This is a genomic window from Gordonia hydrophobica NBRC 16057, from assembly GCF_001592365.1.
Classification (GTDB): domain Bacteria; phylum Actinomycetota; class Actinomycetes; order Mycobacteriales; family Mycobacteriaceae; genus Gordonia; species Gordonia hydrophobica.
In genome coordinates this window covers 154,204-169,111 of sequence record NZ_BCWU01000009.1, presented here as the reverse complement: position 1 = coordinate 169,111, position 14,908 = coordinate 154,204, and the positions used below count along the sequence as shown (strand labels likewise).

General features: G+C 68.9%; 16 protein-coding genes. 12 read left to right on the top strand and 4 right to left on the bottom strand.

All coding sequences use genetic code 11. The features are described from left to right. Window positions 1-5 precede the first annotated feature (5 nt). A complete protein-coding gene (gene dinB / locus GH2_RS15830; protein ID WP_066170202.1) occupies window positions 6-1,217 on the bottom strand; it encodes a DNA polymerase IV in 1,212 nt (403 codons plus the stop codon). A 143-nt stretch (window positions 1,218-1,360) separates the two neighbouring features. Between dinB and GH2_RS15825 the strand changes: the two genes are divergently transcribed. The 7 genes from GH2_RS15825 to GH2_RS15795 all read left to right on the top strand — a co-directional run bounded on the left by GH2_RS15825 (window position 1,361) and on the right by GH2_RS15795 (window position 7,136). Next, a complete protein-coding gene (locus GH2_RS15825; protein ID WP_066170010.1) occupies window positions 1,361-2,911 on the top strand; it encodes an HNH endonuclease signature motif containing protein in 1,551 nt (516 codons plus the stop codon). 48 nt (window positions 2,912-2,959) lie between these two features. Beyond that, complete coding sequence (locus GH2_RS15820) at window positions 2,960-3,232, top strand: Ada metal-binding domain-containing protein (protein WP_066170005.1); 273 nt, start codon at window positions 2,960-2,962, stop codon at window positions 3,230-3,232. Window positions 3,233-3,360: 128 nt separating this feature from the next. Then, window positions 3,361-3,642: a hypothetical protein gene (locus GH2_RS15815; RefSeq protein WP_066170002.1), complete on the top strand. Its 282-nt coding sequence runs from the start codon at window positions 3,361-3,363 to the stop codon at window positions 3,640-3,642. After that, on the top strand, window positions 3,642-4,595 hold the full coding sequence (locus GH2_RS15810) for an ABC transporter ATP-binding protein (protein ID WP_066170200.1): 954 nt from the start codon (window positions 3,642-3,644) through the stop codon (window positions 4,593-4,595). The genes GH2_RS15815 and GH2_RS15810 overlap by 1 nt, the downstream gene beginning before the upstream one ends. Further along, window positions 4,592-5,395 (top strand): ABC transporter permease, encoded by an 804-nt coding sequence (locus tag GH2_RS15805; RefSeq protein WP_066169999.1) that lies wholly within the window; start codon window positions 4,592-4,594, stop codon window positions 5,393-5,395. The genes GH2_RS15810 and GH2_RS15805 overlap by 4 nt, the downstream gene beginning before the upstream one ends. After that, window positions 5,392-6,519, top strand: coding sequence for a sensor histidine kinase (locus tag GH2_RS15800; protein WP_066169996.1), 1,128 nt, complete (start codon window positions 5,392-5,394; stop codon window positions 6,517-6,519). Before GH2_RS15805 ends, GH2_RS15800 begins: the two co-directional genes overlap by 4 nt. Next, a complete protein-coding gene (locus GH2_RS15795) occupies window positions 6,516-7,136 on the top strand; it encodes a response regulator transcription factor (protein WP_066169991.1) in 621 nt (206 codons plus the stop codon). The genes GH2_RS15800 and GH2_RS15795 overlap by 4 nt, the downstream gene beginning before the upstream one ends. A 3-nt stretch (window positions 7,137-7,139) precedes the next feature. Here the strand turns inward: GH2_RS15795 and GH2_RS15790 are convergent, their stop codons facing one another. Next, window positions 7,140-7,769, bottom strand: a complete 630-nt coding sequence (locus GH2_RS15790; protein WP_066169987.1) for a class I SAM-dependent methyltransferase — start codon at window positions 7,767-7,769, stop codon at window positions 7,140-7,142. A 97-nt stretch (window positions 7,770-7,866) separates the two neighbouring features. Here GH2_RS15790 and GH2_RS15785 point away from each other — a divergent pair, with 97 nt between their 5' ends. After that, complete coding sequence (locus GH2_RS15785) at window positions 7,867-8,664, top strand: LLM class F420-dependent oxidoreductase (protein WP_066169984.1); 798 nt, start codon at window positions 7,867-7,869, stop codon at window positions 8,662-8,664. A gap of 3 nt (window positions 8,665-8,667) precedes the next feature. Here the strand turns inward: GH2_RS15785 and GH2_RS15780 are convergent, their stop codons facing one another. Then, the gene (locus tag GH2_RS15780; RefSeq protein ID WP_066169981.1) at window positions 8,668-10,077 is read right to left on the bottom strand and encodes a phytoene desaturase family protein; all 1,410 of its coding nucleotides are present in this window, start codon (window positions 10,075-10,077) and stop codon (window positions 8,668-8,670) included. A gap of 150 nt (window positions 10,078-10,227) precedes the next feature. Here GH2_RS15780 and GH2_RS15775 point away from each other — a divergent pair, with 150 nt between their 5' ends. The 4 genes from GH2_RS15775 to GH2_RS15760 all read left to right on the top strand — a co-directional run bounded on the left by GH2_RS15775 (window position 10,228) and on the right by GH2_RS15760 (window position 14,480). Beyond that, window positions 10,228-11,952: a TPM domain-containing protein gene (locus GH2_RS15775; protein WP_066169978.1), complete on the top strand. Its 1,725-nt coding sequence runs from the start codon at window positions 10,228-10,230 to the stop codon at window positions 11,950-11,952. A gap of 115 nt (window positions 11,953-12,067) precedes the next feature. Then, entirely contained in the window at window positions 12,068-12,508 is a 441-nt protein-coding gene (locus GH2_RS15770; protein WP_066169975.1) for a MarR family winged helix-turn-helix transcriptional regulator, read from the top strand. Beyond that, window positions 12,505-13,743 carry an MFS transporter gene (locus GH2_RS15765; protein WP_066169973.1) on the top strand — a complete coding sequence of 413 codons (1,239 nt, stop codon included), beginning with the start codon at window positions 12,505-12,507 and terminating at the stop codon, window positions 13,741-13,743. The genes GH2_RS15770 and GH2_RS15765 overlap by 4 nt, the downstream gene beginning before the upstream one ends. Before the next feature lie 50 nt (window positions 13,744-13,793). Next, complete coding sequence (locus tag GH2_RS15760; protein WP_066169970.1) at window positions 13,794-14,480, top strand: SDR family oxidoreductase; 687 nt, start codon at window positions 13,794-13,796, stop codon at window positions 14,478-14,480. Between the two features lie 19 nt (window positions 14,481-14,499). Here GH2_RS15760 and GH2_RS15755 read toward each other — a convergent pair whose 3' ends face one another. Then, complete coding sequence (locus tag GH2_RS15755; RefSeq protein ID WP_066169966.1) at window positions 14,500-14,895, bottom strand: nuclear transport factor 2 family protein; 396 nt, start codon at window positions 14,893-14,895, stop codon at window positions 14,500-14,502. Window positions 14,896-14,908: the final 13 nt, after the last annotated feature.

The following is a 14,908-nucleotide window of genomic DNA, read 5'->3' as shown; positions in this document are numbered from 1 at the left end:
CATTCTCAGTCCGGCAGCATCGGCGTGTCCGGCATGGCGCGACGACCGACCAGCACACCGCGCGTCACCGCTCCTTTTCCGTAGCGAGTGCGCAACGAGTCGATCGCCACGTCGAGCTCGCCGGCGTGGTCGTCGCCGTCGAACGGGATCGCGAGTTGCACGGCGCTGTGGTCGGAGAGATTGGTCAACGACAGTCCGATCAGTGTGCAGCCGCGTTCGCGGATCAGCGGCATCGCCTCATCAAGAAGGCCCCGGCCGACCGCGAGGATCGTCTCGGTGCCGTCCGTCGGTTCGAACAGGGTGCGCGACCGGGTGACGCGCTCGAAGTCCTGAAAGCGCAAGCGCAGCACAATGGTTCGAGTCAGGCGGTCTGCCGATCGCAGTCGCCTGCCCAGTCCGTCGACGATGGCCACGAGCGTCGCTTCGATGTCTGCTTCGGACTTCACTCGCCGGCCGAGCGCTCGCTGCGCTCCGATCGAGCTGCGTCGCCTACCGGTCGTCACCCGGCGCGGGTCGTGCGCCATCGCCAGCGAGTACAGGTGCCGACCCGCACCGCGGCCGAGGAGGGCGCCGAGCCGTTCCTCGCCAAGCGAGGCCATCTGCCCGACGGTCTCGATCCCGGCGTCGTGCAGTCGCTCCTCGGTCTTGGCCCCGACTCCCCACAGTCGACGCACCGGCAGCGGATGCAGGAAGTCGATCTCCATGCCCGCCGTGACGTGCAGCAACCCGTCGGGTTTGCCGACGGCACTGGCCACCTTCGCAACGAACTTGCTGGTCGCGACACCCACGGTGATCGGCAGACCGACGTCCTCGCGGACCCGTGCGCGCAGTCGATGGGCGATGGAGACCGGCGTGCCGCTGATCTTCCCGAGTCCGACGACGTCCAGAAAGGCCTCGTCGACGGAGATGCCCTCGACCAGCGGAGTCACATCGTGAAAGATGTCGAACACTGCTCGACTGGCGTCGGTGTACGCCTGGAATCGAGGGCTCACGGTCACAGCGCGCGGGACCAGAGCCCGAGCCCGGTGGCCGGGCATCGGACACGTGACGCCCAGCGCTTTGGCCTCATAACTGGCGGCGACCACCACCCCGCCGCCCACCAGCACCGGGCGGCCACGCAACGACGGATCGTCACGCTGCTCCACCGAGGCATAGAAGGAGTCGAGGTCGGCGTGCAGAATCGACGCCTGCTGACGTTCACCCGTCTCGATCCTCATGCCTCGCATGGTGCCATCCGGGTATGACATTCCGCGTCCGAAATTCTCGAAAGTATTTTCGATCAAACTCTTGACTGCACCTCAAATTGGAGTAGCGTAAAGCACATCAACAACGAACACACGTTCCCAAGGAGGTAGAGCCGATGTCCACCCCAGCCCCCGCCGACGTCTCGGTCGATCTCCCCGACGACCCGCTCGCCCTGGCTCGCCTCCTCGTCGGCGTCACCGACGCACTCCGCACCGCGAACCTCGACGCCCTCACCGAGAACGACCTGCTCACCGTCACCGAGACCGTGGAGCAGGCCCGCCGGAAGGCCGACTCCACCGACGCGGTCCTGATCACCGCGGTCTCCGACCGCCAGGCCTTCCGCAAGGCGGGCTGGGTCCGCCTGTCCCAGTACCTCGGCTTCGGCCTGCGCCTGGCGCCCGGCGACGTCAAGCGCCGCACCCTCGCCGCCTCCAAGGTCGCGTGCCTCAGCAACATCCGCGGCGAGGTGCTCGACCCCGTCCTGCCCGCCTCGGCCGCGGCCCTGGCCGACGGGGCGATCTCCGACGCCCACGTCCTCGTGGTCAACGATGTCCTGCGTCGCATCCCGGACCGCGTGCCCGCCGACGTCGTCGCCGATGCCGAGGCCCACCTCGCCGACGCGGCCCGCACCCTCGCGCCCGACCAGCTCAGGAAGGTCGGCATCCGACTCCTGGCCCACCTCGACCCCGACGGTCAGCTCACCGATGACCGGGACCGCGCTCGGACTCGCGAGTTGACTCTCGCCCACCAGGACGTCCGGCTGATGTCCCGGCTCACCGCCTGCCTGACCCCGCAGGTGCGCGCCAAGCTCGACGTCATCCTCGCCGCCTGGGCCGCGCCCGGGTTCAACAACCCCGAGGACCCCGAATCGCTGCGCGGGGCCTCCGATGCTCCTGGCGTCGATCTCGACGCCCGCGCGGCCGCCGCATCCCGCGACCAGCGGTCGCCCGGGCAGCGCAACCACGACGCCCTCGAGGCGCTCCTGGACTTCGTCCTGGCCCACGGCGCCCTCGGCGCCCCGGGCAAGCTCTCCTCGTCGCTGGTGATCACCGCAGACGTCACCGACCTCGCCGCAGGCACCGGCATCGCCACCACCGCCACCGGCACTCGGCTGCCCGTCAGCGCGCTGGTCGACCTCGCCGCCGACGCCGTCCCCTACCTCGAAGTGTTCGCCGGCGCGACTCGCGAGATCCTCTACTTCGGCCGCGGCCGCCGCCTGGCATCCAAGGCCCAGCGTCTGGCCCTGTTCGGCCGCGATCGCGGATGCACTGCGCCCGGCTGTGACCGGCCGTTCTCCATGACCGAAGCCCACCACATGCCCGACTGGCAGTACGGCGGCCCCACCGATATCGACCACCTCGGCGCCGCGTGCGGCGCTCACAACCGGGCCGCCAGCACCGGCCACGCCCGCTGGGACACCACCGTCCTGGGCGACGACGCCGGCGAGAACGCCGGGCGCGTGGGCTGGAAGCCGGCCGACCGCGACGTCGCTCCCGCGGTCAACCCGATCCACCACGCCGACCGCCCGCTCCGGCGGCCACCACCCGCCTCTCACCCGCCCACCGGGCGGACCTCCCGGGCGGAGTACCACCTCCTCGGTCTCCTCGCCGCCCACCCCGCCACGCCTCTCGGTGCGACGGACCTGCGGTTCCCACCCGCTGCCTGACTTCTCGTCGGGCAGCGGGCAGGAGCCGTGCGCGCGCATGATGGAACCGTGACCGCCACGACGTACCTGCTCCTGGACGAGAATCGGCAGCCGCTCGTGAGTGCAACGCCCGGGACTCTCGGCGGCCACCATGCCGGACGCATCTACGGGCGGTTGGACTGCCCGTCGGCGCTGCGCGCCATCGCGAAGGGCGGGTACCTCGAGAACCGCGTCTTCTTCGCCGACGAAGCCACCGCGATCGCCGCCGGATTCCGCCCCTGCGCCGTGTGTCTCCCGGAGAAGTACACCGCGTGGAAACGCGCGAACCAGCCCGATCGGTGACCCCGGACCGCGCGACTCTCTGCAAGCTCTCGTGATGACATTTGTCATGCCGAAGCTGTGCAGAACTCACGTGAAGTCATGACTGCGCGCACTACAGGAGGCCGGCGGATCCCGCGAGAGTGAGAAGCATGAACTCCACGGCACAGCACCCCGGCACCGACCACCCCCGACCGGAAGCAGGATTTCGCGACGCCTCCTTCCACGACCTCTTCATGGACTGCTGCCGCTTCGGCCCGGCGCCGACGCGATCACGCGAACTCTTCGTCCTCGCGGTGACCGCGCTGCTGCTCGCACTCATCTTCGCCATCGCGCAACCGGCGATGGGTTTCGTCATCGCCGCGTCGGTCATCGTCGCCGCCTACATGGGCGTCCGCTGGATCATCGGCATCCGCACCAGGTGGGCCGCGTGATGAGCCCGATCATCTCCGCTCGTGGCGTGCACCGCTGGTACGGACACGGCCCCGACGCCTTTCACGCCGTCCGCGGGATCGACCTCGACGTGCAGGCCGGCGAAGTATTCGCGCTGCTCGGCACCAACGGAGCAGGCAAGACGTCGACACTCGATCTCCTAGAGGGTCTGTCCACGGCCGATGACGGCACCATCGCCGTCTTCGGACTCCACCCCGTGCGCGACCGCCGCGCCATCCGCCCCGACATCGGCATCATGCTGCAGTCCGGCGGTCTCCCCGCCGAGCTCACCGTCGCCGAGACGCTGCAGATGTGGCGCGGCACGTGCACCCACCCGACGACGATCGACGACGTCCTCACCAAAGTGCATCTCACGGACCGGGCCGACGTCCGCGTCGGCTCCCTCTCCGGCGGCGAACAGCGCCGCGTCGACCTCGCGTGCGCGCTCCTCGGGCAGCCCAAACTCCTGTTCCTCGACGAGCCGACCACCGGCCTCGACCCAGAGAACCGTCGTGCCACATGGCAGCTGCTGGCCGACCTCAAGGCCTCCGGCGTGACGATGGTGCTCACCACGCATTACCTCGACGAGGCTGAAGAGCTCGCTGATCGGATCGCGATCATGCACGGCGGTCGGATCCGTCGCGAGGGGACCCTGCGCGACATCGTCGCCGACCATCCGGCCACCATCTCCTTCGACCATCCCGGCCTCACGCTGCCGCAGTTGTCGGCGGTCCAGATCAACGCGGGCGCACGGGTCGAGATCAAGACGCACCACCTGCAGGCGCACCTGCTGGAACTGCTGTCGTGGGCGCGCGACAACCATCTGATCCTCGACGGCCTCACCGCCCGCGCCGCGTCGCTCGAGTCGGTCTTCCTGGACGTCGCCGACGAGCCCGGAGACGACGCCACGACCGCCCAACCCACCGTCGACAACACGATCGGAGCGCTCTCATGACCACCGCTGCGACCGGCTACCGCCGGCGGCCTCTCGCCGCGCTCGCGACCGCCGAGTTCACCCAGTTCCGCCGGAACAAGACACTCGTCGTCACCGCTCTGATCTTCCCCGTCGTGATGCCGCTGGGAATGTTCCTGCTGACCAAGCGGGACGGCGTCACCGCCGAATCGGTCGGCGCCACCTTCGACATGTATGCCCTGTTCGCGCTGATGTTCGTGCAGTTCTACACCGTGCTCTCCCTTGTGACGACGCGGCGCGGCGAAGGCGTCCTCAAACGGCTGCGGACCGGTGAGGCCGCCGACTGGCAGATCCTCACCGCGCCGGCGATGCCGGGCGTCGCCGTCACCACCGCCACCGCGATCGTGGTGGCCTCCGTGGTGTACGCCTTCGGCGCCCCGGCGCCGGTCAACCCCGTGCTGATGGTCCTCGGTCTCGCCGTCGGCAGCGTCCTGTTCACCCTTCTCGCGCTCGCCACGACCGCGTTCACTAAGAACGCCGAAGCCGCCCAAATCACGTCGCTGCCCGTGATCGCCCTGGCGATGGTCGGCGCAGGCAACATGCGCGCCGTCCTGCCCGAGCGGGCCGCCGAGATCCTCGGTTACACACCCTTCGCAGCGGTGAGCGACCTGGTCAATCTCGGTGCCGCAGGCAAGACCGCGATCGCCGGATCCGACGCCGCGGCGACCGATTTCGTCGGGTCGTTCAGCGAAATCGGCCAGCCTCTTGTCACACTGGCGGTATGGACCGCCGTCTCGATCGCTCTCGTCTACAAGTGCTTCCGCTGGGACGATCGAGAATGAATCTGACGCCGGACCGCTGGCAACGCCTCTCGAGTCCGGCGAAGTACCGGCTGTACACCAGGGTGACGTTGCAGGGAGTCCTGCTCGGCCTCTCATTGTTCTGGTTCGTCAGTGCCCGCGACAGCATCGGTCTCCTCGCGGTCGCGTCGTCGATCGGCGGCGTCGTCGTTCTGCAGTCGCGCCCCGAACTGACCGGCGTCACCCGGCCGGCGCACGACCGACGACTGCTGATCGTGGGCGCCGCGATCCTCATCGCATCGTGGATCGCGGGGCTGATCGCCGTCCACAGCGGAGCAGGCGACGCGGCACGCATCGTCGGGGTGTTCACCACGGTGATCGCGGCGCTGGCACTCCTGCCGTTCATTCGGTACCGGTGGCCGATCCTGGTCGGCTTGGCCGTCGCCACCACATTCGGATACGGATACGACAGCAAGCCGTTGCTCGGGGTTGTTATTCAGATCGGCATCGGCGCGTTCATGATCGGAACCACCGCGGCGTCGCTGTGGACCCTCCGGATCGTCGACGACCTCGATGAAGCACGACGCACCGAGGCCCAGTTGAAGGTCGCCGAGGAGCGACTCCGGTTCGGGCGCGACCTGCACGACGTCGTCGGCCGCTCGTTCTCGGCGATCGCGGTCAAGAGCGAGCTCGCGTCACGTCTGGCCACCACGCCGGGCAACGCCGAGCGGGCCGCCGCGGAGATGGATGAGGTGAAGACCCTCGCCGTCGAATCGTTGGAGGAGATGCGCGCCCTGGTGCGGGGCTACCGCGGGATCGCGCTGGCCGACGAAGTGGCGGGCGCGCAGTCGCTGCTGAACGCCGCAGGCTGTCGCCTCAAGATTCAAGGCAGTCCCGAATCCGTGCCCGCCGAGTTCCACGAAGCCGCCGCCTGGGTGGTCCGCGAAGGCACCACCAACATCGTCCGGCACTCGTCGGCGACCGCCGCCACGCTCGCACTCGGCCGCTCGGGGCTCACCATCGTGAACGACGGTGCGCCCGCGACCGCGGGAGAGCCGTCCGGCCTCCGCGGCCTCGCCGATCGACTGTCCACGATCGGCGGCACCCTCGACACCCGCTCGGACGGCGGGGTTTTCACCCTCGAAGTTCGCTGGGAGAGCGCATGATTCCGATTCTGATGGCCGACGACGAGACCCTGATCAGGTCGGCGCTCGCCACGATGCTCGGCCTGGAGGACGACCTCGAGGTGATCGCCCACGTCGGAACCGGCGAGGAGCTGCTCGAGGTGTGGCGACAGCGCGTCGACGCCGGCGAGCCCACCGCCGTCGCCGTCCTCGACCTGCAGATGCCCGGGATCGACGGTGTCGAGACGGCGATGAAGGTCCTCGAGCTGTCCCCCGGCGCGGGTGTCCTCATCGTCACCAGCCACGGCCGTCCCGGCTACCTGAAGCGCGCACTCGCCGGCGGCGTCCGCGGCTTTCTGCCGAAGACCGCGTCGTCGAACACACTCGCCTCGGTCATCCGCACCGTGCACGGCGGCGGCCGCTACGTGGATCCCGAACTCGCCGCCGAGGCCATCAGCACCGGCGACTCGGCACTCACCGCGCGCGAGGCCGACGTCCTGGAGTTCGCACTCGACGGCGCGTCGGTCGACGAGATCGCTGCCCGCGCGCACCTGTCCCCCGGCACCACGCGCAATTACCTGTCGGCGGCGATGTCGAAGCTGGGCGTCGCGAATCGGTACGAGGCCGCAGTGAAGGCGCGCGAGTTAGGGTGGATCTAGCCGCTACCCCTCCCGCACCATCCGCAGCACCACGTCGTTCACGTGATTGCCCCCGCCGGCGGGGATGCCGCGCTCGCGGTTGTCGTTGGTGACGACCGACCAGCCCTCGCCCAGAATCCGGACCATGTCGTCGGGCCAGATGAATCCGTCCGGGCTGCGACCGTGTGCTCGCATGCCCTCGGGGTCGTGCATCACCACCAGCAGCGTGCCACCCGGCGCGACGGCGTCGGCGAGCTTGTGCAGCGTCGCCTCATCGTCGCTCGCGATGTGGAAGTAGCTGGCGGTGACGAGGTCGTACTTCCGATCGAAGGCGTCGGCCGTGATGTCGAATGACATCCATGTAATTGTTTCACGTGAATCAATGGACCGAGCCCGCTCGAGGGCGACCTCGGAGATGTCCGCGCCGACGACGGTCCAGCCCTGGTCCGCCAGCCAGCGGACGTCCGCTCCTTCGCCACAGCCGAGGTCGAACGCGGATCCTGGTGTCAGACCGCCGATCTCGGCGATGACCGCCGGGTTGACGTTGGTGGTCCAGAGTCGATCGGACGTCCGGTAGAGGTCGTCCCACTCATCGGCGGTGACCGGATGCACCGGCGTCTGCAGGTCTTCGTGGGTGTGTTGATGTTCGCTCACCTCTCGACGCTGACACAGGCCACCGCCCGCTGTCTCGTGAGTTTGCGCGTGCGGCAAGAACGAGCGAGCACCGTCGTCCGACGGCACACTGGAACCCATGACTTCACGCATCCGCATCGGCGTCCAACTCCAGCCGCAGCATGCCCCCGACTATCAGTTGATCCGCGACGCGGTGGTCCGCGCCGAGGACTCCGGCGTCGACATCATCTTCAACTGGGACCATTTCTTCCCCCTGACCGGCGATCCCGACGGCGCACACTTCGAGTGCTGGACGATGCTCGGCGCGTGGGCCGAGCAGACCTCCCGGGTCGAGATCGGTGCACTCGTCACCTGCAACAGCTACCGGAACCCCGAACTGCTCGCCGATATGGCACGCACCGTCGACCACATCAGCGGCGGCCGCCTCATCCTCGGCCTCGGCGGTGGCTGGTTCCAGCGCGACTACACCGAGTACGGCTACGAGTTCGGCACCAAGGGCACCCGGCTCGACGACCTCGGCGCGTCCCTGCCGCGCATCACCGACCGCCTGTCGAAGCTCAATCCCCCACCGCTGCGCGACCTTCCGATCATGATCGGCGGCAGCGGAGAGAAGAAGACGCTCCGGCACGTGGCCGCACACGCCGACATCTGGCACGGGTTCCTCGACGTGGAGGGGTACCGCCACAAGTCGGCGGTCCTCGCCCAGCACTGCGCCGACGTCGGGCGCGACCCGGCAGAGATCGAACGGTCCATGGCCATCAAGTTCGAGGACGACGACGTCGCCGCCACACTCCGCTTCGCCGACGACATGGCGGCCGAAGGCGTCAGTCTGCTGACCGTCTCGAGCAGCGGACCGGACTACGACCTCACCGGTCTCACGGAATTGGTGCGCTGGCGGGACGCACGCGAGGGCTGAGCGTCAGCCCCCGCGGAGCGCAGTCCTCGCCGCCCGATATCCGCACATGCCGTGGACTCCGCCGCCGGGCGCCGTCGCCGAGGAACAGAGGTAGACGCCGGGCACGGGTGTCGCATGCGGCCGCAGTGACGGGGTGGGCCTCGCCAGCAACTGCTTGAGAGTTGCTGCACCGCAATTGATGTCGCCTCCGACGTAGTTCGGGTTGTGGGCTTCGAGGTCGGTGGCGGTGGTGACGATCCGGCCTGCGATCACGTCGCGGAAGCCCGGGGCGCAGCGGTCGATCTCGGCGACGATCCGCTCGGACACGTCGGTGGGGCACCCGGCGGGCACGTGGCAGTAGGCCCACGCCAGATGCGTCCCGTCGGGAGCGCGCGACGGATCGATGCGGGTCGGCTCGCCGCCGAGGATCCACGGTCGATCCGGAATCCGACCCGCTGCGACGGCGGCCTCGGTGGCACGGATCTGCCTACGATCAGCGGCGAGGTGGAAGGTCGCGGTCGCTGCCGCAGACTCCGCGGCGCGCCCCGCCCACGGGATCGGTTCTCGGAGCAGGAAGTCGACCTTGCACACCCCGCCGCCGTACTCGAACCGCTCGAGTCGCTGCCGGTAGCGCTGCGGCAACCGCTCCCCCATGATCTGCGCGAGAGCCCGCGGCGAGACGTCGAAGAAGATGCGTTCTGCCGACGGCAGATACCCGAACTCGGTTACCCGACAACCGGTTTCGATCCTTCCTCCGTTCTCGATCACGATGGCCGCGAGCGCGTCCGTGATCGCCCGGGAGCCCCCGGCGGCGACCGGCCAGCCCGATCCGGTGAGCATGCCGAGCAGCAGTCCGGCCGCCGTGGAGGCCGCCGACGTCGTCGGGCGGCCCGCATGCGCCCCGATCGCCGCGAAGGCGGTGCGGGTCCGTTCGTCACGAAACGCGGCGCGGACGAAGGTGTCGAGCGGAGCCACCGCGGCCGGCCCGAATCGCGCCATCGGGAGCGGTCGGCGGGGAACGCCGGGCATCCGGAGGACATCGCCCGCGACGTCGGACGGGAAGTCGACGGTCCGCCCCCACCGGGCGGCGTCGCGCCCCAACTCGTCGGCCCGTCGCACCGGGTCCACGTAGACGCCGAGGCCGTCTCGCGCAGAGAAGGCGTGCGACACCGAGACCTCGGGGACGATCCACCCGATCCGATCCGCGAGACGCAGGTCGGCGAACGCCGGCGAGGCGTACCCGGTCGGGTGCACGGCCGAGCACACATCACGGCGAATGCCCGCCCCGAACGCCTCGTCGGTCCGCGCGCCGCCGCCGATCTCATCAGCAGCCTCCAGCACGAGCACAGATCGGCCGGCCCGCGCCATGACCGCCGCCGCGGTGAGCCCGTTGGGTCCGGCGCCGACGACGATGACGTCCCGGTGATCGCCCATCGTGCACCATTCCTGTCGCGTCGTACGTTCAGGTGACATCAGCCGCGCGTTCACCCGCGCCGCGCCGCCTTCATGATCGCATCCGATTCGTTACCGGCGCGCGACGCTCGCACCACGAGCACTGTCGGCCTCACCGGCTAGATTGGGTCCATGATCTCTGCGAGCAACCGACGCCCCGCCGGTGCGGCCCTTCTTGTCTTGATCCTCGCCGTCGCACTCGCAGCGCTCACCTCCATCGCGGGCCCCGCTGGGACCGCGCATGCCCAGGCGCCGCTGCGCATGGCCGACCGGGTCGTCGACACGGCCGGCGTGTTCAACGAGACGGACCACGAGAAACTCGAAGCGGCACTCGATGAGCTCGAGAGCAATCGCCGCATCCAGATGTGGATCGTGTACGTCGACGACTTCGGGAGCATGAATCCCGCCGACTGGGCGCGCGCGACCGGCGATCTGAGCGATTTCGGAGATCGCGACGTCCTGCTCGCGGTGTCGACCACGACCGGCGCCTACCGGTTGACCGCACCCACGCCCATCGACGACCTCACACCGGACGAGATCGACGCGGTCGCCACCGATGCGCTGCAGCCCGAACTCCAGAAGAAGAACTGGGCGGCGGCGGCCGAAGACACGGTCCAGGGCATCGACGACGCCGGCGGGAGCGACTCGCACTTCTGGCTGATCGTGGGCGGCATCGTCGTCGTGCTCGCACTGATCCTCGGCGGACTGTTCTACTTGGCGCGGCGGCGCAGCGGCGACGACATCGACGACCTCACGAAGCCCGACGAGTCGCTGACCGTCGACGAGCTGACCGAAGAGCCGATCGACGACCTGCATGCGTGGTCGCGCGAGGTGCTCGTCGCGACCGACAACGCCGTGCGCACCAGCGCCGACGAGCTCACCACCGCCGTCGTCGACCTCGATGACGCCGACGTCGCTCCGTTCGCAGCTGCTCTGCTCGACGCGCAGCGCACACTCGCCTCCTCCTTCGAACTCCGCCATCGACTCGACACACAGCCCGGCGTCGACAACGAACAGCGCGCCGTCCTGGTCGAGATCATCACCGCGTGCTCCGACGCCGACTCGCGACTCGACACCCAAGTGGAGGCCTTCGACGCCAAGCGTGACCTGATCACGAACGCCGATGAGCGGCTCGACACTCTCGCCGACCGCATCGCCGAGACCGCCGCTCGGCTGCCCGGCACGGCCGCCACCCTCGCAGCCCTCACCACCGCCCACGACGCAGCACCGATCGGCGACGTGACGGCGATCCGCGACAACATCGACCTGGCCCGCGTCCACCTGCAGTTCGCCGAGGACAACGTCGATCAGGGGCGCGAAGCCGCCGCCCTGCCCACCGATCAGCGCGGACCCGCCGGCGCGGCGATCCGGTCCGCAGAGGTCGCGGTCGACACCGCAGACAAACTCCTCGATGCCATCGACTCGGCCGACCACGACGTCACGGGCGACCTCGAGACCGCCGAGGCCCGGATCCAGCTGGCAGCAGACTTCATCGACACCCGACGCGGCGCCGTCGGCGCGCGGCCGCGGACGCTGCTGTCCGTCGCACAAGACCTGGTCGCGGTCGACGACGAGGTGTCCGCCTCGAATGCGCGGCAGGCCGCCGAGTACGCCGATGAGGCCCTCGCCGTCGCGCTGGCCGATGTCGCTGCATGGCGCGACCAGCACGACCACGACGACTCGGCCACCGACGCCGTCCTCACCGGCATGCTCGTCGACAGCGTCCTTCAGGGCTCCCCGACCGACGCCACCTGGCAGGCAGGCGGCCACCTCGGGTACAGCACCGGCGGCCGCAGTCCGGGCTCGTTCGGCGGATCGTCGACGTCGGGGCGGATCGGTACCGGCGGCCGGTTCTGACAGAGGTCCACCGCGTGACATCCGCCACTTCTACGACCTGAAAACCCAGTTCGGCACGATCGTGCCCGAACCGTTCCCTTTTACTTCGTATCCCTAAGTATTAGGGTTATGAACTGTGCCTGACGACCCGACATACACCCTCGCCTCCGGGCTACGCCACACGGTGACGCGGCTGTATCTGACGCTGCGCCGCAACGCTCCGATCCACGAGCTCAGTGCGGCGCAGGCCTCGGCGCTCGCGGTCCTGACCGATCACGGGCCCATGCGGATGGGCGAACTCGCCGAGCGCGAGTCCGTGCGCATGCCGACCGCGACCGCCCTGGTCGACGGCCTGCTCCGCGAAGGGCTCGTGACCCGCGGACCCGATCCGACAGATCGCCGCGCCGTCGTCGTCGCCACCACAGACAAAGCCGCCGCCATCATCCACAGCATTCGGACGAGCCGTGACGACACCGTCATTCGGACATTGGAAACCCTGTCCGACGAACATCGCGCCGCACTGGCAGCAGCTCTCCCGGCCCTGCGCGAACTACAGAGCAGAATGGAACGTCTATGAGCGCACCCAAGCACTCCCTCACCGAGGCCTTCAACGGCCAACCCCGCACCGTGTGGGTGACCGCGTTCGCCGCAGTCATCGCCTTCATGGGCATCGGCCTGGTGGACCCGATCCTCAACACCATCCGCGAGGCGCTCGGCGCCCCGGAGACCAAACTGACCCTCCTGTTCGGCGTCTACATGGGCGTCCAGGTGGTCGCCATGCTCCTCACCGGGTGGGCCGCCTACCGGTTCGGCCCCAAGCGGACGCTGACGACCGGCCTGGTGTGCATCGTGATCGCCGCAGGCGTCTCGGCGTTCGCAAGCAACATCGACCAATTGATCGCGCTGCGCGTGATCTGGGGTCTGGGCAATGCCCTCTTCATCGCGACGGCCTTGGCGTTCATCGTCGGCCAGGCCAAGGGCGGCCAGCAGGGCGCGATCCTGCTGTACGAGGCCGCCCTGGGCGTCGGCCTGGCCGTCGGCCCCCTGCTCGGCGCCGTGCTGGGCGAATGGACCTGGCGCGCACCCTTCGCGGGCACCGCGCTGTTGATGCTGGCTGGCGCGATCCTCTGCGCCCTGATGCTGCCCGCCGACGGCGATCGCTCCGAACGCCAATCGGTGAGTCTGATCGACCCGATCAAGGCCCTCAAGAACCGCACCCTGCTGATCAACTCGATCGGTTCCGCCTTCTACACCGGCGCGCTGTTCACCGTCATCGCGTGGTCGCCCATCGCCATGGGCCTGCGCCCCATCTACGCCGGCATCGTCTTCTTCGGCTGGGGTCTGCTCACCGCCCTGTCCGGCGTCTTCGTCGGCCCCCGCATCGCCGAGGCCATCGGCGCCCGCGGCGGCGTACTGGCAGCCATCGGCGCGTACCTCGTCACCATGGTGCTGGCGGCCGTCGGTGTCCTCGACAGCCAGGTCTGGCTGATCGGTCTGGCCGTGGTCCTGTCCGGCATCCCGTCCGGCGTGTTGAACACCTTGTTCACCGGCGTTGCCATGTCGGCCGCGGACAGTGCGACGCCGCGCTCGGTCTCGAGCGCCGGGTACAGCTTCCTCCGCTGGATGGGTGCGGCGGCGTCGGCGATCATGGTCGCCTACATCGCCCAATGGTTCGGCATGGCCGCACCGTTCTGGTTCGCCGCCGGGTACTGCGCCATCGCCGTCGGCGCCCTGGTTCTGGCCGGCGAAGGCAAGGCCGACGAGCACGAGGTGGCGCCGGAGGCCGCACTGGTCGGCGCCGAGGAGTACTGAGCCGAGGAGTACTGGGCCGAGGAGCACCTGAAGGAATTAGGATCGGCGGTATGCCTACCGCTTTGATCACCGGAGCCAGTCGTGGCGTCGGTGCGCAGATCGCTCGCGCTCTCGCACCGACCCACGATCTGCTGTTGGGCGGACGGGGTTCGGCAGAACTCGACGCCCTGGCCATGGAGTTCGACGGCGCCGTCACCCTCCCGGTCGACCTCACCGACTACGAAGCGCTCGAGACCGCCGTCGAGACCATCGATTCGCTCGACGTCCTCGTGCACAGCGCAGGCGTCGCGTCGAGTCTTGAGGCGGTCGCCGACACCGCCGTCGAAGAGTGGCGGTACGTCATGGACGTCAACGTGATCGCCGCGGCCGAACTGACCCGGCTCCTCCTGCCCGCTCTGCGGGAGCGCAACGGCCATGTCGTCTTCCTGAACTCGGGCGCCGGAATGAACGTCCGAGCAAGGTGGACCCCGTACGCCGCAAGCAAGTTCGCCCTCCGCGCACTCGCCGACGGGATTCGCAACGAAGAGCCGACGCTCCGGGTCACCTCCGTTTTTCCCGGCCGGATCGACACCGACATGCAGCGCGACATCGTCGCCTGCGAGGGCGGCGAGTACGACCCGTCGAAGTACCTGAGGCCCGAGTCCGTCGCCGCCGCCGTCGCATCAGCGATCGCCGCGCCCGCGGACGCGCACCCGACGGAGATCGTGCTGCGTCCGCGCGCGTCGCGGAATACGTAGCAACCCGAGGGCGTGCCTCCTAGAGTTGCTTCAAGTCGGTCGGTTCCCAGACCGCGCGCATGCTGACGATCTTGCCCGCGTCGTCGAAGACCATGATGTCGACCGGAGTGATCTCGAACTTCATGTCTGCGGTGCCGCTGACCAGGGTGAACTCGAAGACCGCCGTGTCGCCCGCGATTTTGGTCCACTTCAGTGTCGCGTCGCGGGTCTCGAGTCCGGTGATGATGCCGTAGAACTCGACGAGCTCGTCGCGAGTACTGCGGACCGGTGCGCCGATCGGATCTTCGACGGTCGCGCCGTCGGCGTACAGATCGGCGATGTCCTCGGCGCTCCCCGAGTTGAGCCCGTCGATGTACGCCTGCACCGCCGCTGCGATCTTCTCCGACAAGCCGGTCTCCTGCTGCTCAGCAGTCATGTCATCTCCCTGA